23 protein-coding genes and 2 pseudogenes are annotated in these 19,591 nt (G+C 33.1%); 13 read left to right on the top strand and 12 right to left on the bottom strand.

The genetic code is table 11. From position 1 onward, the window contains the following. The first annotated feature begins 617 nt into the window (after nucleotides 1-617). A complete protein-coding gene (locus tag ABH966_RS13295) occupies nucleotides 618-1,295 on the top strand; it encodes a class I SAM-dependent methyltransferase (RefSeq protein ID WP_370079134.1) in 678 nt (225 codons plus the stop codon). Nucleotides 1,296-1,969: 674 nt separating this feature from the next. Here the strand turns inward: ABH966_RS13295 and ABH966_RS13290 are convergent. Both ABH966_RS13290 and ABH966_RS13285 read right to left on the bottom strand, forming a co-directional pair. Beyond that, nucleotides 1,970-3,130 (bottom strand): acyltransferase family protein, encoded by a 1,161-nt coding sequence (locus ABH966_RS13290; RefSeq protein WP_370079132.1) that lies wholly within the window; start codon nucleotides 3,128-3,130, stop codon nucleotides 1,970-1,972. Nucleotides 3,131-3,428: 298 nt separating this feature from the next. Continuing rightward, nucleotides 3,429-3,638 carry an excalibur calcium-binding domain-containing protein gene (locus ABH966_RS13285; protein ID WP_370079146.1) on the bottom strand — a complete coding sequence of 70 codons (210 nt, stop codon included), beginning with the start codon at nucleotides 3,636-3,638 and terminating at the stop codon, nucleotides 3,429-3,431. Nucleotides 3,639-4,189: 551 nt separating this feature from the next. On the opposite strand from ABH966_RS13285, the gene ABH966_RS13280 reads away from it, so the two are divergent. The 3 genes and pseudogenes from ABH966_RS13280 to ABH966_RS13270 all read left to right on the top strand — a co-directional run. Then, nucleotides 4,190-4,450: a hypothetical protein gene (locus tag ABH966_RS13280; RefSeq protein WP_370079130.1), complete on the top strand. Its 261-nt coding sequence runs from the start codon at nucleotides 4,190-4,192 to the stop codon at nucleotides 4,448-4,450. A gap of 462 nt (nucleotides 4,451-4,912) precedes the next feature. Next, on the top strand, nucleotides 4,913-6,214 hold the full coding sequence (locus ABH966_RS13275; protein ID WP_370079128.1) for an MFS transporter: 1,302 nt from the start codon (nucleotides 4,913-4,915) through the stop codon (nucleotides 6,212-6,214). Next, nucleotides 6,215-6,355: pseudogene (locus ABH966_RS13270) on the top strand (DDE-type integrase/transposase/recombinase); the annotation flags it as partial. A gap of 26 nt (nucleotides 6,356-6,381) precedes the next feature. Here the strand turns inward: ABH966_RS13270 and ABH966_RS13265 are convergent. Next, nucleotides 6,382-6,681 carry a hypothetical protein gene (locus tag ABH966_RS13265; protein WP_370079126.1) on the bottom strand — a complete coding sequence of 100 codons (300 nt, stop codon included), beginning with the start codon at nucleotides 6,679-6,681 and terminating at the stop codon, nucleotides 6,382-6,384. 284 nt (nucleotides 6,682-6,965) lie between these two features. Here ABH966_RS13265 and ABH966_RS13260 point away from each other — a divergent pair, with 284 nt between their 5' ends. Next, nucleotides 6,966-7,223: a YjcQ family protein gene (locus ABH966_RS13260; protein ID WP_370079124.1), complete on the top strand. Its 258-nt coding sequence runs from the start codon at nucleotides 6,966-6,968 to the stop codon at nucleotides 7,221-7,223. A gap of 603 nt (nucleotides 7,224-7,826) precedes the next feature. On the opposite strand, the pseudogene ABH966_RS13255 reads toward ABH966_RS13260, so the two are convergent. The 9 genes and pseudogenes from ABH966_RS13255 to ABH966_RS13215 all read right to left on the bottom strand — a co-directional run. After that, nucleotides 7,827-8,294: pseudogene (locus tag ABH966_RS13255) on the bottom strand (stress protein); the annotation flags it as partial. A gap of 577 nt (nucleotides 8,295-8,871) precedes the next feature. Continuing rightward, a complete protein-coding gene (locus ABH966_RS13250; protein WP_370079122.1) occupies nucleotides 8,872-9,579 on the bottom strand; it encodes a hypothetical protein in 708 nt (235 codons plus the stop codon). A 483-nt stretch (nucleotides 9,580-10,062) separates the two neighbouring features. Then, entirely contained in the window at nucleotides 10,063-10,653 is a 591-nt protein-coding gene (locus ABH966_RS13245) for a uracil-DNA glycosylase family protein (RefSeq protein ID WP_370079120.1), read from the bottom strand. Nucleotides 10,654-10,855: 202 nt separating this feature from the next. Continuing rightward, on the bottom strand, nucleotides 10,856-12,004 hold the full coding sequence (locus ABH966_RS13240) for a tyrosine-type recombinase/integrase (RefSeq protein ID WP_370079118.1): 1,149 nt from the start codon (nucleotides 12,002-12,004) through the stop codon (nucleotides 10,856-10,858). Next, on the bottom strand, nucleotides 12,004-12,375 hold the full coding sequence (locus tag ABH966_RS13235) for a helix-turn-helix domain-containing protein (protein WP_370079116.1): 372 nt from the start codon (nucleotides 12,373-12,375) through the stop codon (nucleotides 12,004-12,006). Before ABH966_RS13235 ends, ABH966_RS13240 begins: the two co-directional genes overlap by 1 nt. 88 nt (nucleotides 12,376-12,463) lie before the next feature. Beyond that, the gene (locus tag ABH966_RS13230) at nucleotides 12,464-12,925 is read right to left on the bottom strand and encodes an ImmA/IrrE family metallo-endopeptidase (RefSeq protein WP_370079114.1); all 462 of its coding nucleotides are present in this window, start codon (nucleotides 12,923-12,925) and stop codon (nucleotides 12,464-12,466) included. A gap of 139 nt (nucleotides 12,926-13,064) precedes the next feature. Beyond that, nucleotides 13,065-13,925 carry a DNA adenine methylase gene (locus ABH966_RS13225; protein ID WP_370079112.1) on the bottom strand — a complete coding sequence of 287 codons (861 nt, stop codon included), beginning with the start codon at nucleotides 13,923-13,925 and terminating at the stop codon, nucleotides 13,065-13,067. 33 nt (nucleotides 13,926-13,958) lie between these two features. Continuing rightward, the gene (locus ABH966_RS13220) at nucleotides 13,959-15,752 is read right to left on the bottom strand and encodes a hypothetical protein (protein WP_370079110.1); all 1,794 of its coding nucleotides are present in this window, start codon (nucleotides 15,750-15,752) and stop codon (nucleotides 13,959-13,961) included. Nucleotides 15,753-15,972: 220 nt separating this feature from the next. Next, entirely contained in the window at nucleotides 15,973-16,329 is a 357-nt protein-coding gene (locus ABH966_RS13215) for a helix-turn-helix domain-containing protein (RefSeq protein ID WP_370079108.1), read from the bottom strand. A 177-nt stretch (nucleotides 16,330-16,506) separates the two neighbouring features. Between ABH966_RS13215 and ABH966_RS13210 the strand changes: the two genes are divergently transcribed. The 8 genes from ABH966_RS13210 (at nucleotide 16,507) to ABH966_RS13175 (ending at nucleotide 19,531) form a co-directional block, all read left to right on the top strand. Continuing rightward, nucleotides 16,507-16,701, top strand: coding sequence for a helix-turn-helix transcriptional regulator (locus tag ABH966_RS13210; protein WP_370079106.1), 195 nt, complete (start codon nucleotides 16,507-16,509; stop codon nucleotides 16,699-16,701). 31 nt (nucleotides 16,702-16,732) lie between these two features. Further along, nucleotides 16,733-17,011, top strand: coding sequence for a helix-turn-helix transcriptional regulator (locus tag ABH966_RS13205; protein ID WP_370079104.1), 279 nt, complete (start codon nucleotides 16,733-16,735; stop codon nucleotides 17,009-17,011). Nucleotides 17,012-17,258: 247 nt separating this feature from the next. After that, nucleotides 17,259-17,504: a DNA-binding protein gene (locus ABH966_RS13200; RefSeq protein ID WP_370079144.1), complete on the top strand. Its 246-nt coding sequence runs from the start codon at nucleotides 17,259-17,261 to the stop codon at nucleotides 17,502-17,504. Nucleotides 17,505-17,579: 75 nt separating this feature from the next. After that, nucleotides 17,580-17,846: a helix-turn-helix domain-containing protein gene (locus ABH966_RS13195; protein ID WP_370079102.1), complete on the top strand. Its 267-nt coding sequence runs from the start codon at nucleotides 17,580-17,582 to the stop codon at nucleotides 17,844-17,846. Between the two features lie 26 nt (nucleotides 17,847-17,872). Then, the gene (locus tag ABH966_RS13190; RefSeq protein WP_370079100.1) at nucleotides 17,873-18,604 is read left to right on the top strand and encodes a DUF2786 domain-containing protein; all 732 of its coding nucleotides are present in this window, start codon (nucleotides 17,873-17,875) and stop codon (nucleotides 18,602-18,604) included. A 16-nt stretch (nucleotides 18,605-18,620) separates the two neighbouring features. Further along, complete coding sequence (locus ABH966_RS13185) at nucleotides 18,621-18,986, top strand: hypothetical protein (protein ID WP_370079098.1); 366 nt, start codon at nucleotides 18,621-18,623, stop codon at nucleotides 18,984-18,986. A gap of 118 nt (nucleotides 18,987-19,104) precedes the next feature. Next, nucleotides 19,105-19,302, top strand: coding sequence for a hypothetical protein (locus ABH966_RS13180; RefSeq protein ID WP_370079096.1), 198 nt, complete (start codon nucleotides 19,105-19,107; stop codon nucleotides 19,300-19,302). Nucleotides 19,303-19,393: 91 nt separating this feature from the next. Then, nucleotides 19,394-19,531, top strand: a complete 138-nt coding sequence (locus tag ABH966_RS13175; RefSeq protein ID WP_370079094.1) for a hypothetical protein — start codon at nucleotides 19,394-19,396, stop codon at nucleotides 19,529-19,531. The last annotated feature ends 60 nt before the right edge of the window (nucleotides 19,532-19,591 follow it).

The following is a 19,591-nucleotide window of genomic DNA, read 5'->3' as shown; positions in this document are numbered from 1 at the left end:
ACTAATCACCTCATGATTAGTATGCGAGAAAGTGAATCAAAAGTGTACATCTTTAAGTGAGTGCGTTTGTACATGTAGATCTTAGCATTTGTAATTATGAAATAAAAAGCAGACAGCCTATTTATACTCAATAAATATTGGGCCTATAAGGGTCAGTTTTGGGGGGAGTCTTGATATCACGTTTGTAGAGGATAAATGAAGCTGATTTTGCAAAAGAGCAACCAAACAGCAACATTTATCCTATTTTTGTTCCCAAACTAGTTTGAGAAGTATACAGATAAATTCTAAGTATATCGAATGCCTCATAATCCATTTATATCAATGTTTCATGAAATTACAAATAGATAGAAACGTATGATAAAGTATTGAAAATGTTATTACTTGAACCAAAGTGATTGATGTTAGTTGAATACAATATTAATCATTCATTTATTTTTAGTTCAGATCGGTTACATTACCTCTAAAAATGGTTTTTATTTTGAATCATTACCAATATGAGGATTTTTTGTATGTTAATATGGAAATATAAAAAAATCAGTATGCAACAAACGGGTCATTTTATTGAAAACACTATGTAGTGCTTTTCGTATGCAAGGTAGGGAAGGAGGTCAAGATAAATGAAAATTACTATGCGATATGGGGTTGACGCTCCATTTTGGGTTGCCTTTTTAATTATTATCGGGCTGGTATTTACGTTATCGGGTGTAATTGGTTTAGTCAATGGATTTGTATTGGGCTATGGTTTGATTTGTCTTGTGACGGGCCTATGGATGTTTACATACTCAACAACAATCAAAATTGCACACAGAGAGGTGATTTTGAGCCTTGCACAAGCTAAATCAGGTGATGAACTTCTTGATGTGGGAACAGGTCGCGGACTTTTAGCTATTTCCGCATCTCAAAGGGGTTGTAAGGTGACAGCCACTGATATTTGGTCAAAATGGGATTTGGGAGGGAATGGAAAAGCTAAACTACAAGCTAATATGGTTGCTGAAAGTGTGAAAGAAATCGACATCATGGATGCTGACGCTCGGGAACTTCCATTTTCGGACGAAAGTTTCGATATTGTTGTCTCAAACTTCGTAGTTCATAACATTAAAAGTGTAGAAGGAAGAAGGAAGGCGATTCTTGAAATGTGGCGAGTTTTAAGACCAAATGGTCGAATAGTCATTTCTGATTTCAGTAAAACTTCTGAATACATTCAAATATTGAATTCAGTTTCCAATCGCGTTGAAGTAAAGCGATTTTTTTATACATTTCCGTTTTCAAAAGCTGTTGTTGTGCAAAAGATTTAAGAAATCTATAAAAGAAAAAGATGTATTTTCTAAAAGGTTCATATAACAGGGGCAGAACGAGCAAATGATGATTATAAGTTTTCTTTTAACTAGTTGGATATTAAGCTGGTTTAAGTTTGACGAGTTGTTTATTCAAGCATTCAAGGAACTATTTAACAAAAAGGTGACAATTGCAAGTTATTATTTTATATTTTTTTGTATTGGGGCAATTGGAGACTTAATCTTATTTTTCAACGGAAATAATATAAATTTATTCAGCTAACAACCAGGTTGAGGAATAAAGAAAATATCTTATAACATTAAAAGCACAGAACTCTCTGTGCTTTTTAAAGAATCCTATTAATGTTTTGAGAAATATACAGATATATTCTAAGTGTATTGAATACATCATAATCCATTTATATCAACGTTTTGGGAATTGTTATATGGATAAAAATGTATGGCAAAGGATTGAAATTGACATTACTTAAACCAATAAGATAGATGTTAGTGGAATACATTTTGCCAATATATTCCACTGCTATGTGTACATTTAAAGACTTTTAATAATGGAGCTTATTAAAGTAAAGCACCCGTTGAACAAGAACCATTATTTTTATGACACATCATTATCCTATTAAGACAAAAGCCAGCATTAATGCTGGCTTTTTCACTTATCTAAAAATTATTTCCTTTTACATCATTTTTTTGAGGTATGGAATCTTTCTCCATACAAAATGACTTAGCAAAAAGCTTAGAATGATTCCTAAAAATACCGTTATAAGAAATTTAGTCCAGACTGATATTGGTAGGTCATTCAATGTATATTGAAGGAAGACAACTACTGGGACATGGATGAAATAAACAACAAATACATTGTTTGCTAACATCTTTGACCAACGATTAGCGCCGTTAACTTTCTCTCTAAATATAATTAGAAGACCGATTACAAGTGAAATACACAGTAACGTCTCAATTAATGATCGAGCCAACGAACCGAAGTTTTGTCCACCCTTTAAAAGAAAAGGATCTATCGTATTTCCTCCAAAATACAAAATGGTCACTATTAATATTCCAATAACAAGCCAGATGTATCCTGCTCTCGCACTCATAGTTAAAAACCATTTGCGATGATAAGCCATAATGCCTAAACAAAAGAAAGTCACATACTGTGGTACATGTGCAAATTCAGTTTGAATAAATCCTAAAAAAGCTGTCCAATGATCAATAGGAAACCATATCCTTGTAATAAAAGTCACTAAACTAACGACCAACCACAGGGAGAGAATCTGATAAACCTTAATGTTTCTATCAGACTTTTGTGTGAATTTCTTAGATGTAAAGAAGGTCCAGACCGAAAACACAATCGCATACACAAGTAAATGCTCTAAAAACCATAAATGGCCAAATTGCATATCAGGCCATGATGGCCCAGTCCAATTCGCGGGTTCATTACCAAGTCCAAAAAATATATTAACATAGTAAGAAAAAAATGGGATGGGTTCATAATCTCTGAAATTAATGTAATATAAATACATCAGAATAGGAATCATCACGAGAAATCCCAGTAGTAATGGAATACCAATTCTAATAAGCCGTTCTTTTAAAAACCGTTTCGGCCCTTTTCTTGAGATTGATTGGGGGAGAAAATAGGCTGATAAAAAGAAAAACAAACTCATAAAAAATGCTGCATTTACAGAGAAAAATCTGCCCAACCAATTGATAGATTCATCATCCAAAAAATACCACCAACCACCTGGTCCATAAGCTTGTCCAGCATGGTGAGCTACTACAAGCATAATTAAAGCTATTTTTAAATTATCGATGAAATATAAACGATCACTCTCTTTTTTCACCTATAAACTCCTTTCCCACTAGAAGTTACACTGAGATAATATCAATGTATTTATTACCACCTTAGGAAAAAATCTGTTAAGTTCTTTATGAGGTTCAAGCCGATTTGAACCAACTTGAACCAAAAAACCTTTGTAAACGTTGATACAATAAGAAATTGATTAACGTTTTGAGGATTAATCATCGAGTAGGGCAGTGAATTTAGAATGCATCGATGTAATGAAGGTCCACATCAGCTTCAGCCGAGGTAGTTATTCCTTAAAATAAACTCATATTATTCACCCTAACAGAATTCAAACTTTATCTCTCGCAAGCAATACCATCTTTGTCACGATCTTTCGAAGCATTTGCTTTATATAGTTCAGCTGATACAAAAGGTGCGTATTTTGTTTTTCCGCCTTTGTTTTTCACATTGGCATCCTTAGCAACGCCACCTTTGTAGTCCTTATTTAACTCTGTGCAATTTTTGTATGTTTTCGCTGCTGCCTCTATTGGTGTCGGGATGCTCATTGTTGCACCGATTAAAAATGCACCTGCGATAATTGAAGTAGCTAATTTTTTCATAAATGTTCCTCCTAGAATTATTTTTATTGTTTTACCATGAACTACATAATAACAATAGTAATTAAAGTAGATTCTCCTTTATTATTGTTAATTGATGTAATAAAACATTAGGTTTAATGACCTCGAGTAAATATTACTATTATGTTCATGAGAAAACAATCCATTATTGCTTTATATTTACAAAATTGTTTGTGTGAAATACATAATTATGTTTCTTTTAAAGCAATTTTTAAACTCAATTAATGTAAATGATTTAATCATATTATCATTCTTTATAATTTCTCATATCTTTTGCAAATTTTATTCATGTCGTTTGTCAATTCATTATCATATGATTTTTTAATCATTAGAACAAAGGAATCGCCAAATAAAATACTATTCAAAGTAAGGTTTTCAAATTGATGAAAACTATAAACTGAAATTAGTTCTCCAAAAATATTTATTTTTATGCATTCTACCGTTATCGAAGAAGGTAGATGAAAGGCGGTGTATTTTAATTGAGTGTAATAAGGAATGACTCAGTTTTTACAACCAATCTAAAAGAAGCCTATGAATTTGCACATTACTTATCTTGTATTAAAGGTGTAGATAATGTTGAAGTAGAACAAATTAACGATAATTGCTACGTTAGATTTACTATGGAATGCATTGATGGATTAGGTGAACAGATTTGGAATATCGTAGAGCAATTCAATTTTGAAAGTTTAGTTTTTTACGGTGTGTATTGGGACGTTTTACGAGGGAATATAACTGAGTAGAAATAAACATTATGCCTTCCGCAGATGAATGTGGAGGGCTTTTATTATGTAACAGTTCTTAAGCTAAATGGCGTAAACTTTCGTGATATAAGTGTACATTTTCCATTAGCCATCTCTCTATTGGATTAAAGTGATTATATCTGTTCGTTAAACTTTCGGAATTATTTGAAAATAATTCGATAAAATGTATAATTATTTAAAGGGAGGTAATAAATACCGTATAAATTGTTTTGGTGTCGTTCATTTCCAAATAAATTAAAAATTATCATTCGCGGTTAAACAAGTAGGAGATGTTTAATCTTCATAAGAATCTTCCACCTCTATGTATATTACCTCTACTTGAAATCTAAACTAGAAAACAATACTATTATATCTTCTTTGCCAAAACATTCTATGCAGTATCTTCATTTTGCTTATAGATTATTCTTTCAAAACAATCTAGGAATGCGGAGGAGATATGTTATGGAAAAGAACTCAAATCTATGGAAAATTGTATTTGTAGCTAGTTTTATAGGTTTAACAGTTGATGGTATGGATATCCAAATGCTGTCATTGGCTATGCCGAGCCTAATTGACGAATTCGTCTTAGATACCAAGGCTGCTGGTTGGATCAGTACATTCTCTCTATTAGGGATGGCACTTGGTGGAATCCTAGGAGGTTGGTTATCTGACCGCTTTGGTCGTGTTAAAATGATGACCTATATGATGATCTTATTCTCAGTTGGAACCGCTCTTTTAGCTTTTGTACAGACATATGAACAATTTATTATTGTTCGTTTCATATCAGCAATTGGTATGGGGGCTGAATATTCTTTGGCCACAATGTTAATGGCTGAATATGTAAAAGTTAAAAATAGAGTAACGATTATGGGCGTATTAGGTTCTTCCTATTCATTAGGATATTTAGTCGCGGTTTTATTAGCGGGCGCGATTCTACCTGAATATGGTTGGAGACCATTATTCTTAATTTCAATCTTCCCGGTTGTTGTGGCGATCTATATTCGAGTAAAAGTACCCGAACCTACTGGCTGGAGATTGGCTAAAAAACAAGCTAAAACATCGAAAGTTAAGAAATCAAATGAATGGCTTGCTTTGTTTAGAGATAAGAAAGTTTTTACAATCTTTCTATTATGGATATTAACTTCTTCTCTATTGCAATTCGGTTATTACGGGATAGGTACTTGGTTACCGACGTATATAGTGAAAGAATTAGGCTTTAATTTCAAAGAAATGACAGGATATTTAATTGGAACATATACAGCATCGATTCTTGGTAAAGCACTTGCTGGTTGGGTTGCCAATGTAATTGGTCGTCGTGGGGTTTTCGTCATTGCAGGATTATCTACAGCAGTCATGCTACCAGTCATATATTTTTATCAATCACCAGGAAACATCATTATTTTAATGACTATTCTAGGTTTCGTATACGGAGCGCCGTATGGTGTAAATGCTACTTATTTAAGTGAAAGCTTCCCGACTCATATTAGAGGAACCGCTGTAGGTGCGGCTTATAATACGGGAAGAATAGGTGCAGCTATAGCTCCTATCCTTATTGGAATTATCGCTACTTCACAATCAATTGGATTTGGACTAGCTGTGTTAGGTATTTCTTATGCAATCATGGGGTTAATTCCTGCACTATTCATTAAAGAGAAAATGTATGATACTTTTGAAAACGATAAAAAAGGAGATGTATTAGAAAAAGAGGGGGAGATCGGGAAAGAAGGGGGTCTAGCAAAAGAGGTTCTAGTGCAGAAACCTTAAAGAGATAAAAAAGCCGCAAAGCGTTTCTTTAAGAAAGCTTTGCGGTCGATTTATGTTTCTAAGCCTAGTGGCATAACAGTTGATAAGAATAAGTATTATCCGATATCAATTGAACAGTTGAAAAATGAGCAAAGTATACCTACGCGAACGGAGAAAGCTATTTGTTATTATTGTTCTTTACCCTGAATTTCTTCATTGAAAAAATGGATACCTGTATGTCCTCCACCTTCAGCAACCATTTCGTTTGAAGCTATTTTTGTTGGAGATGTTCCAGCTCGTGTCGCTGCTTGAGCAGTTATCCGCTCTGATATGTTTTTGTCTATCTCCGTAGTATTTAAGTAGGATCCTAATTTAGCTTTTGCGCTATTGAGCATACTTAACGCTTTATCACGGTTTTCTTTTTTACTTAAATAAAATGCTGTTAAAGCTAACCCTGCAATTACAACACCTGTTCTTCGTTTTGCCATTATAAATCCCTCCCAAAAATATAGAATCTGACTCTATATTTTGTCTTTTCCCTACTTTTAGAGGAATAAACATAATTTATATATACATTACAGCATAAATAACCTTGTGCCTCTTTCATAAAAAACAAAATTCATAGTTCTTATATAAGTATGAAAAAGGAGAAACATTCCAAAACAGGGGAGAGTTAAGGGGCTTGCACGGTAAGGCTATTTATTATGGAGTCATTATGTGACAAATGTTACCTTTTAATCTATATTATTAAATAGATTGGAGGTAGCATTGTTTGGATAAGGAAAAATTAATATTAGATATTCTAGAAGGATTAATTAATCAGGAAGAGCCTAAATTTTATGATTTTGAAATAGAAAAACAAACATTCGGAGAAATAGTTGAAATGATCCAAGAAAAAGGGTTCATTTCTGGTGCGAGCATTTATCGTGAATGTCTAGAGAATAAATTAATATCGGTTTCCTTGTATAACGCCAAGGTTGAATCGAAAGGATTAAATTACATAGAAAATAATATTATGAGTCACATCTAACTGTATGTCACCCCAAAAGATAGATTTTTTGTCTAACTTTTGGGGTGAAATACGATTGAGTGACTATTTTTTATTTACTGGCACAACTACTGTTACTTTTTCGCCAATAAATCTGTTATCTTTTGAAGCACTATCAAAAACAAATTTTAATTCTTTGACACCTTCTAAACCTTCTTTTCCTAAATCAAATATAACTTCACCTTTTTGTATTACTTTGCCAATAAATTCGGACTCAAAATGAGAAATTTCAACAATAGAATTGATTTGACGTTTTGTATCAGTAGTCATTTTCGCTGAATTTGGATGAAAACTTAAAGTGTCATCAGATAAATTTTCTCCCGTTATCGATAGGATAAGTACATTTGTTTCAGCTTCTGTTTCAATCATTTTTGGATCACGCGCAACAAGTTTAGCTGTTTTCATGCCATCAATTGAAAATTCAACATCAGCACTTTTGTATTTTTCAGTTGGTGCTTCATATAAATCCGTGATTGTATATGTACCTGCAAAATCATCTTTCACTACATCACCAACATTCGCTTCTGTTAAATTATCTACTTTATTGGATTTGCTTTCTTCTATTTTAATGTCAGTCGAACCTGTTACAGCTTTTTCTAGTGAAGATGCATACTTAGCAAATTCATTATCTTCCATATCACCATTCATTTGTAATAAAAATTTTCCACTTTGATGAGTGTGAGAATAAAACATAGGACTTGAATTTCCTAATTCATCATAATAACTCTTTGCTTTTTTTAGATTTTCTTCATTATCGAATAAAAATATTCGACCACCTGAATTATCACCGAGAGAAGGGATAAAAATTCTTTTACCTTCTTTTCGGATATTTCCAAATTCATCTTTTGGTAAGTCTGAAGCTTCTCCTAGTTCTAAACCATCATCTTTAAAATGTTTAATTACATCATCTGTTGTTTTAGCTAGAACTTTTTGATGTTCTTCAGTTTTAGCACCATTCTCTTTTGGCTTATCGTCCTTTGATGAATCGCTTCCACATCCAGTTAATCCTAAGCTTAATACTAATGCTGCACTAAAAATTAGTTTTTTCTTCATTGAAAATCCTCCCTTTATATTACCATTCTAGGAAATTTGGAGGAAGAAGTACATAGACAAATAGAAAACTGTAATTAATACCTATTAAATTAGTAACTGCTAAATTGTTAGTGTGGATTAAAATCCATTTTTTTGGTGTGTGACAAGCAAAGTATACAGACACTTGCAGCTAGTCCCTTTGTAGACCAAACGGCTACTTCAAAATTAGGCACTAAAATTGGATTTGGCAATACAATCATTACAGCGAGATTTCTTAGTGTTAGGAAATCTCAAATTGAGTAAGATTTATCTACCAATGATTGAAAAAACTACTAAAAGGCAATTAACGACTATAACAACATCAAAAGGGTATTAGCTAAAGAAAAAATAAAAATCGTTAAGTGGGAGAATATTGACGAAAATTTTAGTGACTAGACCGTTACAACACCTAGAGATGACCTAGTATTACGATATGCCAATCAAACATTGAAAACGAAGGTTGAGAAATTACTTTTAAGCCATATAAACAAATGAAAGGGACTGATTAGAAAAGTGCCTATTTTTTATGTAAAGAAAAAAGCCACTCATTTGAGTGGACTTATTTCTTTACGTCTTCAATTAAGCCTAATTCTTGTTTAATTGTTGTAATCCCGACAATTCCTTGCAATAATTGACTATCAGAAGCTGTAATATCAGATTTTATCTTATCCATCTGAGAAGGAGAAAAGTTGCCTTCATCGAACATTTTCATAGCCTTTTCAGCAGCCATTTGTCTTGAAGCAGCTGCATATTTAAACTGATCCATAGCATCTTTAACATCTTTTTTCTGCTGCTTACTTAATTCATCAACTGGTAATGAATTTTTAAGAGTTAACTCTCCATATCCTTCTTTCAAAGCTTTCATATTATCGTAAGCTGTGTATACATCAGTACTACCATTTCCTATTGCTTCGAATGTTGGTTTCCAATATTTATTCCATAATTGATCGTACGATTTGGTCCACTCGTCGATGGCTGGTTGAGTGTTTTTAATAAAATAATCTTTTTGTTTAGCTATTTTATCTTGTTCTTTCGATTTAGCTTTAGCCTCTTTTTCTGCTTCTTTAGCATCTTGCTTGGCTTTTTTCTCTTCTTCTTTAGCCTTTTTTTCTTCTTCCTTAGCTTTTTGTTTAGCTTCGTTCTCCGCATCTTTTTCTTTAGCTTTATCTAATGCTTCCTGAGGCTTATCTGTTACTTCAGCTTTTTCCTCGCCACAAGCAGTAAGTAAAAGTGCAGACAAAACTCCTATGTAGACTAATTTTTTCATTATTTATATTCCTCCTCTAAATTACCATTTTAGGGAATTCGTAGGGAAAAGTACATACAAAAAAACAGACAACTTTGATTAGTTATCTTATTCTCCAAGAAGATCCGTCAGTTTTATTCCCTTGGTTCTCGGTTAAAATACAAACGTTTATCTAAAAATAAAAAGCAACTAAAGCAACAAAAAAGCAACCAAAATTCCGAAAGTAAGTGAATAACGGTGAAATCGAATCATTATACAATGACGTAAAACCTTGCTATAATAACCATTGCGAATACATATGAAAGAGGGTAAAAGCATGAACGCTTACGATGAATATAAGCGTTCATGCTTTTTTGATTCCTTGATATATCAAGGGTTATAGGGGATATTTCAAGTTGATTTTTGAAAAAAGTCACGGAAAGTAAACATTTATTCTTGTTTTATCTTTAATTGATTAGGAAATAGTTATTACTAAAAATTTAACTTCCTATTAGTTAGTCATTATTAAACAAACCAATTTACATTTTGAATAGAGTCTATGAAATTTTGTTTAAAAAAGCTAGTGTTTTGTTTATTTCTTGTTGATGAGGGATGGTCACTTTCAAAAATTTTACTAACAGGGACACCTATCTTCTTTAGTTGAGGTTTTAATACCCTTGCTTGTCCCCACAAGACATATGTAACCTGGTTAGTATTGCTATGAATAAATTTAATTAATTCATTTGAAAATTCTTCCCAAATTTTAACGTGAGTTCCAGGTTTACCATCCTTTTTACATGTTAATGCAGTATTTAGCCATAATACACCTTCAGATTCAGTTTTGCTGAACCAATCAGTAGGTGGTGAAAGTTTAAAAGTACCATTAGTTATTTTTTTTCTCATTTGTTTAATGGCGGGTAATTTTTGATATTCATTCATATACAATAACTTAAATATGTTCCGTAAAGAGGCATTTTTTGTTGGTTCTGTCCAGGATGAGTAGTTTCTTACTTCAAAAGCTCGACCTGTTGCTATTGGTGTGTCCTGTACTAATCCTGGGTAAGGATCCCTGCCAAAAATGACAACGTTAACATTATTTAAATCGACTTGAGTCATAATCCGGTCCAATTCTTGATTCTATGTCTAATAAACATTGGTGTATATCTGGTGTGAAAAATTTTGACCAACTAGTTTTAATTGGAGAGATACTAGAATAAAATTTAGATTTCAATATTGTTGACACCACTTTCATTCAGATTTCTTCCAGTATATACTTATTTTATTATGGTGTTCAAATAAATTGTAACTATGAAAAAGATTATTCTACTAACAACTCTGTGAACTTAGCATGCATTTTTTCAGTTGCAGCTGCGCGCATTCCAGAAGTAACGTGTAAATAAATTTTCGTAGTGGTGTCAGAGTTTTTGTGACCAACACGATTCATAATGAAATTTAAGTCCACACTAGCCTCTGCCAACAGACTAATATGTGTATGACGGAGGATATAGGTGCGAAATTGTTTTTGTATATCGGTAAGGGCGCCAAGGCGTCGAACGGTTTGGTTGAGCATCTTGACGGTAGGGGGGATACCTTCCTTGTCACCGAATACAAATTCAGACTTTACCCATTCACGATCTTCACGCCATTGATAAAGCTGTTTCAGTTTTTCTATCACAATATCATCAATATCCACGGAGCGGATACTACCTAATGTTTTTGGGGGTGTAAGCTCAAAGTCACCACGTACACCATTTTTCGCATATACCGTTTTGTTGATGTGGATCACCTTTTTTTCTAATTCGACATCTTCATACTTTAAAGCAACAGCTTCTCCTGGGCGCATACCTGTGAAAGCAATTGTGTAAATCAAAGTACGATACATGATATTACGGTGTTTGTCCACGTAACTTAAAAATTCCTTCAATTCGTCTGTTTCTAAATAAAGCTTCACTGTTTCTTCAGTAGTAACTTCCTCTAACGTCATTTTTTTCTTTGGAACAAAAGTAGCGTCTACAGGGTTCATCTCAATCAATCCAGTTTCTTTTGCATAGGCAAAAATCATTTTAGCTGCATTGTGAGTACCACGCAGCGTATTAAATGCAGTGCCGTTTTCAAATAGATGATTGAGGACACCTTGTAATTCAATAGTTGAGATGGCAGTCATTCTCTTTTTCGCTAAGTAACGATTGAGTAGGGAAATGCAGTAGGTACGATGGTCATTAGTCGTTTCCTTATTACCTTTCATCCGATAAAGTTTCAACCAATCTTGGCTGAACTCATCAAACGTAATTTTTGCATCAAAGGTATATGCTTTCTTTAACTCAGCAATAGCTTTTTCTACTCTTTCACGAGCTTCGCCTTTACTTTTACCACGACGAGTAATTTGTCGACGTTTACCAGTGGAAGGGTTACGAGGACCTTCACCAGTACAACGCCAAGTTGTCTTATTTATTTGAACGAAATGCACTAGTTGTCACCACCTTCATGAAATATATCCCAGATTATTTTTAGTTTCTCAACATCTTGCTCATTACAGTGGGGGAGAGACTTGTACCATTGCTGTAATGAGAGATTGTGAGCAAAAGGTTCTTTTAATGCTGGATTATAAGAAGGGTAAATTGAAAAATCTACCATTTCAACCATCTTTAGGTAATCACATTTATATGCGTTAGCGATTCGCTGCAAAGTTTCTGGTGTTGGTTTAATAGGATTACCAGTGCGACGATCTTTTCCTCTTTCAAGCATAGCTAAGTAGGAATAGGTAATGTCCATACGCTTTGCTGCATCACGTAAAGCCTCATCACCACGTAATTCTTTCAATAACTCACCTAAGCTCAAATTATTCACCTTCATTTCATTAATTTTGAATGCTTATATCATTATGTTTTCAAATATAGAACAGAGATAGTTCAGTTCCTATTCCATTTCAGCATAAGTGCTCTCTTCTGATGTATTGTTTTAATCGCTTAAAGGCAAAATCATATTCCACATTAAACTGCTGCTGCACATATTCGACAGTGAGATTACCCGGTTCTATCTCATCCAACATGAAAGAGGGGACACAGGCATGATACATAAAGTGGTTTGCTTTGTTCTCCTGATATTCTCGGAATAGAGGAGACATGTGACTTTGATTTCCAGTATGTAAAAGGACATGTGCTAGTTCATGGCAAAAATCCTGCCATAGCTGCTGATGTGTAAGTTGCTCATTTAAAAATATGTATGCACTCTCTTTTAGAAAGAGTGCCTGACTTTTATCTGGCCAATAAAAAACATAAATACCAAGCTTCAAGGATATTGTTTTGAAATCTAAATGTTCAGTTGTTAATATTTCTAACCGATTATAGAACTCTTCTATGAACTCCTCTGTATGCGTTTTGTACTTCATGGAAACATCTCCTGAAAATAATATAGAACTAATGTTCGTGTATAGTGTACAATAAAACCCCACCATTTGGAAGTGGGGTAAAGTATAAACAATATATAAAGATAAAAGATTGAAGCGAAACTTTAATATAACGCTATTTTCATAATATAGGATCACACAAATTAAGATGGTTTTCAATTTGACCAATTTCAATTTTTTTAGAGAAAAAAATAAATTCTTGACCTTTAGTAGATTTAGCAATTGAATAATTTAAATTGTACCGTTTATAGTCATAGCGTTTATAGAGTTTTTCAATTTGTTCTGCTATATCATATGTCAAAATCCAATATCGATTTCTCATAGTTTTTTTTATAATTTTGGCTAATTCTACGTGGTCTTGGTGAGAATAAAAATTTGTATATAAATCTGGCCCTTTTATATAATAAGGTGGATCAAAAAAGGTTAGAGACATTCTAGTTTTTTTTATAACATTTTTTATAAAGTCTTTTGCGTCCATATTATATACTTGGATTTGGTTTCTAAATGCATAAATGTTTTCAATACGGTTAATTATATCTTGTTTATTAAATCTACAATCAACAGTATTTTTTTCTTGAGATTCACCACCAAGCATACCAGCTTTAATAATGCCTGAAAAACAAGTTCTATTCAGAAAAAGAGTGGCGAAGGCAAGTCTAAGCTCACCTCCATCAATACCTTGAGCATAAATTTCTTTTTGATTTCTCCATTCTTCAGGAGTAACAGGGGTATCGTTAATCATTTGTATTAGTCCAGCTGGATCTGTAATAATGGTTCTCCATAATAAATATATTCCTGGATCAATATCATTAATAATTATTTTTCGTACATCACCATTAAATAATAGACTGAGGGCAACAGCAGCTCCTCCAGCAAAAGGCTCGATATATGTCGTTAAATTATTTTGTTGCACTAAATGTTTTACATAATCATATGTTTTATATTTACCACCTGGATATCGAAGTGGGGAGAGACTGGCCATTTTATCACCTCATTGATATAATATAACATTACTTTAATTTTGGCCAGAAAATTTGTATATAATTTCATCCATAGATTTTATTATTCTACAGATATTCTCCCAACTTTCAAGATTCTCAAAAGAAGTAGGATTAAAATCAGGTAAATGCACAAATTGATTTAGTTTTTGGGTAAGAGAAAAGTTATTAGATTTACTAAAAAGACTAATAATACGTGCTTCAGTAGTAGCGTAAAGGCCATCCTCAATTTTACCAATATGTTGAGCTATATATTGTGAAAATTTCTCATTTAGCTCTTTAGATGAGAAGTTTTTTACTGTTAAGCCTTTTAATTTATTTTCATCTGTATGATCAAGATTTGAAAATAATCGTGTATATTCGTAAGCATAGCTCTCCAAAAGACTTCTCATAAGAAAGTTAACAGAAAGACCAAAGAATTTATATTCAAGTTTATCTAATTCTCTAATTATTGCGTTGATACGAGTATTTTCACGATATTTATTTTTGAATGGATAAGCCTTTAGTAGATAATCGTATTCATCAGGATTCTTTCTTTTTCGACCTCCATTATTTTGTTTTTTATCCTTATCAGTTGAATTATCAACAAGGCTATCATCTGTTTCCCGACCATCCTCAAGGCTATCATCTGTTTCCCGACCATCCTCAAGGCTATCATCTGTTTCCCGACCATCCTCAAGGCTATCATCTGTTTCCCGGCCATCCTCAAGGCTATCATCTGTTTCCCAATCATTCTCAAGGCTATCATCTGTTTCCCGATCATTTTCAAGGCTATCATCTATCTCACGTTTATCGTCAGGTTCAATTTGGTCTTTATCATTTTCTATATTTGAATCTGATACAACCTCTTGTTCAGCTTCTAATCCATCTAAGCCATCTTCAGAATTCTTGTATTTAGTAAGTAATTCTAACAATGTTGCATGTGTTTCATTAAGAACTTCTGGTGTTTTTTGATTAATTTTCTTTCCTTCAAAGAAATTATAAATTTCTTCTTTTTTATTAAGTAGACGAGTATTAATAATCTCTTCTTCCCAATACATTTTCGCTATTAAAACCAGAATATTTAATAGTAATTTTTGTTTCATATTATTTTTAGGTAGTATGAGTTCATTATCATTTGAAAACTTAAGATTTAAACCATTTTCATCTGTAAAAAAAGTAAAGAAACGATATACAATTAACTCAGTTGGAAGAGAGGTATCAACTACATTATCTATGAATGTAGAATCACTACAGAAAATTTTATAATTTTCTATAATATTTGTGAGAATTGAGTATCTTTGTAAAGCTCTTTTAATTGTTAAAGGCGAATCAGGAGAGATAGATTTTATTTCATCTATTGTCTTACCGTTATCTACCATCTTTTTATAAAATCTCATTTTAGAAAATTGAGACCAAAGTCTTATTCCGTCAATATGTCTATTAAGTAATGCTTTATCTGCATCTTCTCTATATTTTACTATATCTACAGGAATTTCTTTAATAAATTGAGAACAATCTTTAGTAATTTTTGGGATGGGTTTATTTAAGCTAGTTAGTTTAGGATTATTCAATAGCTTTAACGACGACACACGCCGATTACCTTCTAATACAACATATTTGTTATTTTCTTTAACAACAATTAACCGTTCACCAGGAGTAAAACCACCATAACTATTAATACTTTTTGCTAATGTCATTAATTCTTCATATTCTATTAAATAATCAATAGTCTCTGTTTCAGTAAAATTTCTATCTTCTCTTGTTGTAAACCTAGGATTTAATGGGTCTAAAACTAAATCATTCAAATGTACATTTTTTGTTTCAAACAATTTTTCTTTCTCCTTACGTAAATTAATGTTTTTGTAGTTATTTGTAATAAAAATAGGTTATTGATCCTTGCGTAAATAGAACTAAAAAGTAAATAAAAATAAAGAGCTACAATATTACTACTGAAACTCAAATTCATTATTTACCTTGTTTACATAACCATAAATACTTAATTTTTACAATAATTTTTATTAACAAAGACATGCTACATTTTGCATGTCCTTATTTTTTATCGTTTTTTATGATTTCCCAAATGTTACGAAGTTTGCGTACTGCTTCCTCATCTGATTCGGGAAGCTCTCTATAAAATACATTAAGTTCTGGATCATTGGCGAAGGCTTGGAAAGCAGCTTCGTCTTTTTCTTGTGGTGTAAGTGCAGGGGTATCAGTTCGGCCCAATAGGTAATCAGTGCTTACTCCAAAATAATCTGCTAACTTAGTTAATGTAGAATTATCAGGTTCCCCTAAATTATTCTCATATTTTGCATAACCTTGCCTCGTGATACCTAATAAATCTGCAATTTCTTGTTGGGTCTTACGATGTTGAGTTCTGAGCATTTTAAGTCTAGTTGAAAACATAGTAATTCCCCTTTCGAAATATAAATTTATGTATTTTAATAATTAATACAATTATAACGCAACAATAAGTTACTGTGTGCAACTAGAAGTTACTAAAAAGATATTGACAGTAACATTATGTTGCTTTATATTGGATTTGTAAGGTAACCAAAAGTTGCCAATAAGGAGAGGTGAAGCGTGAGAGAGAAACTGATAAAACTTCGTGGTGAAAAAACAATTACTGAAGTTGCAAAGAGCCTTGATATTACAAGGCAGATGTTGAGTGCTATTGAAAGTGGTACAAGAACACCTTCTTTAGAATTAGCTAGAAGAATCGCGATTTATTATTCAAGTACCATTGAAGAAATTTTTTTTGAACTCGAATGCAACTAAATGTTACCATCTTGTGAAGGAGATGAGGAATTTGGGATGGAGTATGACAAAGCCAAAACGTAAGAAAAGACTCAAAAAGCCTGTTCCTTCAGATGAATTTAGGAATATAAAGGGGGCTAAACGTGAACGAATGATTGCGGAAAGAAAAGCGAGAAAGCTTACACAAGCACAACTAGGTAAAATGGTTGGCTGTTCAGGTGTAATGATTGGTGCTATTGAAAGTGGGCGGTCTAATCCAGGATTAGAGATTTCCTTACAGTTGAAAATTGTACTAGAAACACCATTATTCGAATTGTTTCCTGATTTATAAAAAAGTAATTGACTTGGAAGGGGGCACATTTTTTCCAGTTATCACGAAAGCATGCGAAAGAAAACAAAAATCTATCTAATTTTCGGTAGTTGATATCTCAATGTTTTTGAAGGGACGAAAAGAGACGAAAATATATTATTGAATTTAATTCCAAAAATGGATAAAAATCAAAAAGTATAATGGAGGTGAGGCTTTGATTAATGTAAATTTTGATTCTGTCGAACTTCGAGCATTAATTAGAGAGGAAATGAGGGCAGCGATCAATGACTTGGATTGGCAAGTAAGACCACTGCCGCCTATGTTAACGAGGGAGGAATTGAAACAGCTACTGCGCATCGGAAATACGAAGACTTCAGAGCTATTAGGGAGGGCTGATTTTCCTGTACTACGTGAGGCAGGTGTGTTAATTCCAACACATTTATTTATGAAATGGGTGGAAGAGCATACGGAGTGGGTGGAACAAAATGTGAAGCCATTAAGATCCATTGGTTAACGCTTCATATAAGAATTTTAACGTACAACAACTAAATAGAGTATTCCAGTTTGGAATATGGAAGGTGGTGAGAATATGAAAATGGGCTCCATATTGCAAGCATGTCGCGAGCGTGCAGGTCTATCACAAGAAGAGCTCGCACATCGCATGAATCGCACGCAGCCTTGTATCTCGAAATTTGAGAACAGTGTAAAAGTTCCAGATGCCGTCACATTTATGGAATGGTTCAAGCAGACAAACACACAAGAAGTTGCTGTTGCATTCTTAATGGGCATGGACGGGCTTACTATTCTACAAACATTGCTTCCGGTTATTGGTGGGTTTGTTTGTTGGTTTATTTGATTAAGTTTTCATAAGGAAGTGAAAAAATGACAAAGCGTAATGAATCAATTATTGAAAAAATCAAAGGTTTGTTAGCACTTGCAAATGATCATCAAAATGATGAAGAATGCCAGACTGCATTTATGATGGCTCAAAAATTAATGATTAAATATGATATTTCTTCATCAGAAATAGTTGAAAAAGAGAATGATAGAGCTATATCAGAAGGTCAAGCAACAGCTCATAAAACCTTATATTGGTGGGAGCGACAATTAGCGAATATAATCACACAAAATTTTAGAGTTACTTGGTACTACAACAATAAAATCATAAAAGGTGAAACAAAAAAGAAAAGAGCAATTATGTTTATGGGATTTGATAGTGATGTATCTCTCGCTAAAGAAATGTACGTGCTAGCTTATGATGTTTTAAGTTTTTACGTTCAGAAATTCGTTAACGACTACTACGATAGCACCCAAACCCATAGAACCAAAAGGATGACTACTGAATTGAAAAATTCATACACTAGAGGTTTTTTGAATGGTTTAAAAGAGAAATTCGAAGAACAAGTAAAAGCAATGGAACAAGAATACGGATTAATGGTATTACTCCCAACAGAAGTAAAGCAGGAATATGATAAAAGATTTGGAAACAAAAAAGGTCTATCTTACAAGATTCCACCTGTTGAAGAAATAGAAGCTTATCAAATGGGGTTCAAAGATGGAAATAAAGTGGATTATACAAAATCTACGTTGGATAAAGAGACAACATTATTTTGAAAGTGGTGACAAAGGGATGGAGAAAATTAAAGCATTTCTGGCTTTTCTTGAAGCATCTAAATTTAAGCTTCATAGGTTAGCAAATGCCAACTTAGATATGTGTTATTCAAATTTCCAGATGGAGGATTTGTTATCGATGCTAATGGAAAAGCAGGAAATGGCACAGAAGGCAGGGATATTATCTTCAGATTTTTATGACGGGATTTGCAAAGTGCAAGTGACGTATGAATATTTTCAGCGTTTAACAGAAGGTGTAAAGGAGATTCGCATTATATCTTCAATGTTTCAAGAATTTGAACAAGAACATCTTTCAGCAGAAGTAGATGGTGTGCAGTTGGTAGCTGTTCGGAAGGCTGAAAATAAAAAAATGCAAGCGCAATAGCACCTGCATCATGTTTGAACTGTAACTTTGGTAGGTGAACAGTTCAAAAATTTAATAAAAACCTTGTTTCTTTATTATGGACAAGAACTGTATATAAGTCAATAGAGGAGGAATTTGCATGGAACAAGTATTAGAGGAACTACGTACATTTTTGTCACAGGAGGAAGAGTTACTAAGGGATTATGCGGTCGATGTGGCCGAAGCTTTCGATAGTTGTTTGTATATGAGCAATCAAAAGGATTATTTGGCACAAAAGGGTCGAGTAAATGCTATTAAAGACGCTATTGAACTAGTAGAAGATTTAGAGAACCATTGAAAGCTGTTTGATTCGTTCTCGTCACAGGATTCATAAGCAATAAGCTTATGAGTCCGATGATGGGAATGCATCGGAAAGGAAGGTGATCCATGTGAAGATTAACGTAAAAGAATGGTTAGCAAAAGAACCAGTCGAGCGATATATGGATATTTACAGAGCCGTACGTCAAAATGACGCAACCCTTAAAAGTAAGCATAAAAAAAGCTTACAAGCACTGGCATGCGAGTAAGCAACTTAAAAAATAACATTGAAAATATTATAACGAAAATGTAACGAAACAGCAAGAAAG

Origin of the sequence: Lysinibacillus sp. RC46, from assembly GCF_041262385.1 — a bacterium.
Taxonomy (GTDB): Bacteria; Bacillota; Bacilli; order Bacillales_A; family Planococcaceae; genus Lysinibacillus.
This window is presented reverse-complemented; position numbering and strand designations above follow the sequence as displayed.

What these genes read in the sequence shown, in the direction of transcription:
- ABH966_RS13295 (WP_370079134.1), top strand. Translation starts at nt 618, where the DNA reads ATGAAAATTACTATGCGATATGGGGTTGACGCTCCATTTTGGGTTGCC.
- ABH966_RS13285 (WP_370079146.1), bottom strand. Translation starts at nt 3,638, where the DNA reads ATGAGCATCCCGACACCAATAGAGGCAGCAGCGAAAACATACAAAAAT.
- ABH966_RS13275 (WP_370079128.1), top strand. Translation starts at nt 4,913, where the DNA reads ATGGAAAAGAACTCAAATCTATGGAAAATTGTATTTGTAGCTAGTTTT.
- ABH966_RS13265 (WP_370079126.1), bottom strand. Translation starts at nt 6,681, where the DNA reads ATGGCAAAACGAAGAACAGGTGTTGTAATTGCAGGGTTAGCTTTAACA.
- ABH966_RS13250 (WP_370079122.1), bottom strand. Translation starts at nt 9,579, where the DNA reads ATGAAAAAATTAGTCTACATAGGAGTTTTGTCTGCACTTTTACTTACT.
- ABH966_RS13245 (WP_370079120.1), bottom strand. Translation starts at nt 10,653, where the DNA reads ATGACTCAAGTCGATTTAAATAATGTTAACGTTGTCATTTTTGGCAGG.
- ABH966_RS13230 (WP_370079114.1), bottom strand. Translation starts at nt 12,925, where the DNA reads ATGAAGTACAAAACGCATACAGAGGAGTTCATAGAAGAGTTCTATAAT.
- ABH966_RS13225 (WP_370079112.1), bottom strand. Translation starts at nt 13,925, where the DNA reads ATGGCCAGTCTCTCCCCACTTCGATATCCAGGTGGTAAATATAAAACA.
- ABH966_RS13215 (WP_370079108.1), bottom strand. Translation starts at nt 16,329, where the DNA reads ATGTTTTCAACTAGACTTAAAATGCTCAGAACTCAACATCGTAAGACC.
- ABH966_RS13200 (WP_370079144.1), top strand. Translation starts at nt 17,259, where the DNA reads ATGAGGGCAGCGATCAATGACTTGGATTGGCAAGTAAGACCACTGCCG.
- ABH966_RS13195 (WP_370079102.1), top strand. Translation starts at nt 17,580, where the DNA reads ATGAAAATGGGCTCCATATTGCAAGCATGTCGCGAGCGTGCAGGTCTA.
- ABH966_RS13190 (WP_370079100.1), top strand. Translation starts at nt 17,873, where the DNA reads ATGACAAAGCGTAATGAATCAATTATTGAAAAAATCAAAGGTTTGTTA.
- ABH966_RS13185 (WP_370079098.1), top strand. Translation starts at nt 18,621, where the DNA reads ATGGAGAAAATTAAAGCATTTCTGGCTTTTCTTGAAGCATCTAAATTT.
- ABH966_RS13180 (WP_370079096.1), top strand. Translation starts at nt 19,105, where the DNA reads ATGGAACAAGTATTAGAGGAACTACGTACATTTTTGTCACAGGAGGAA.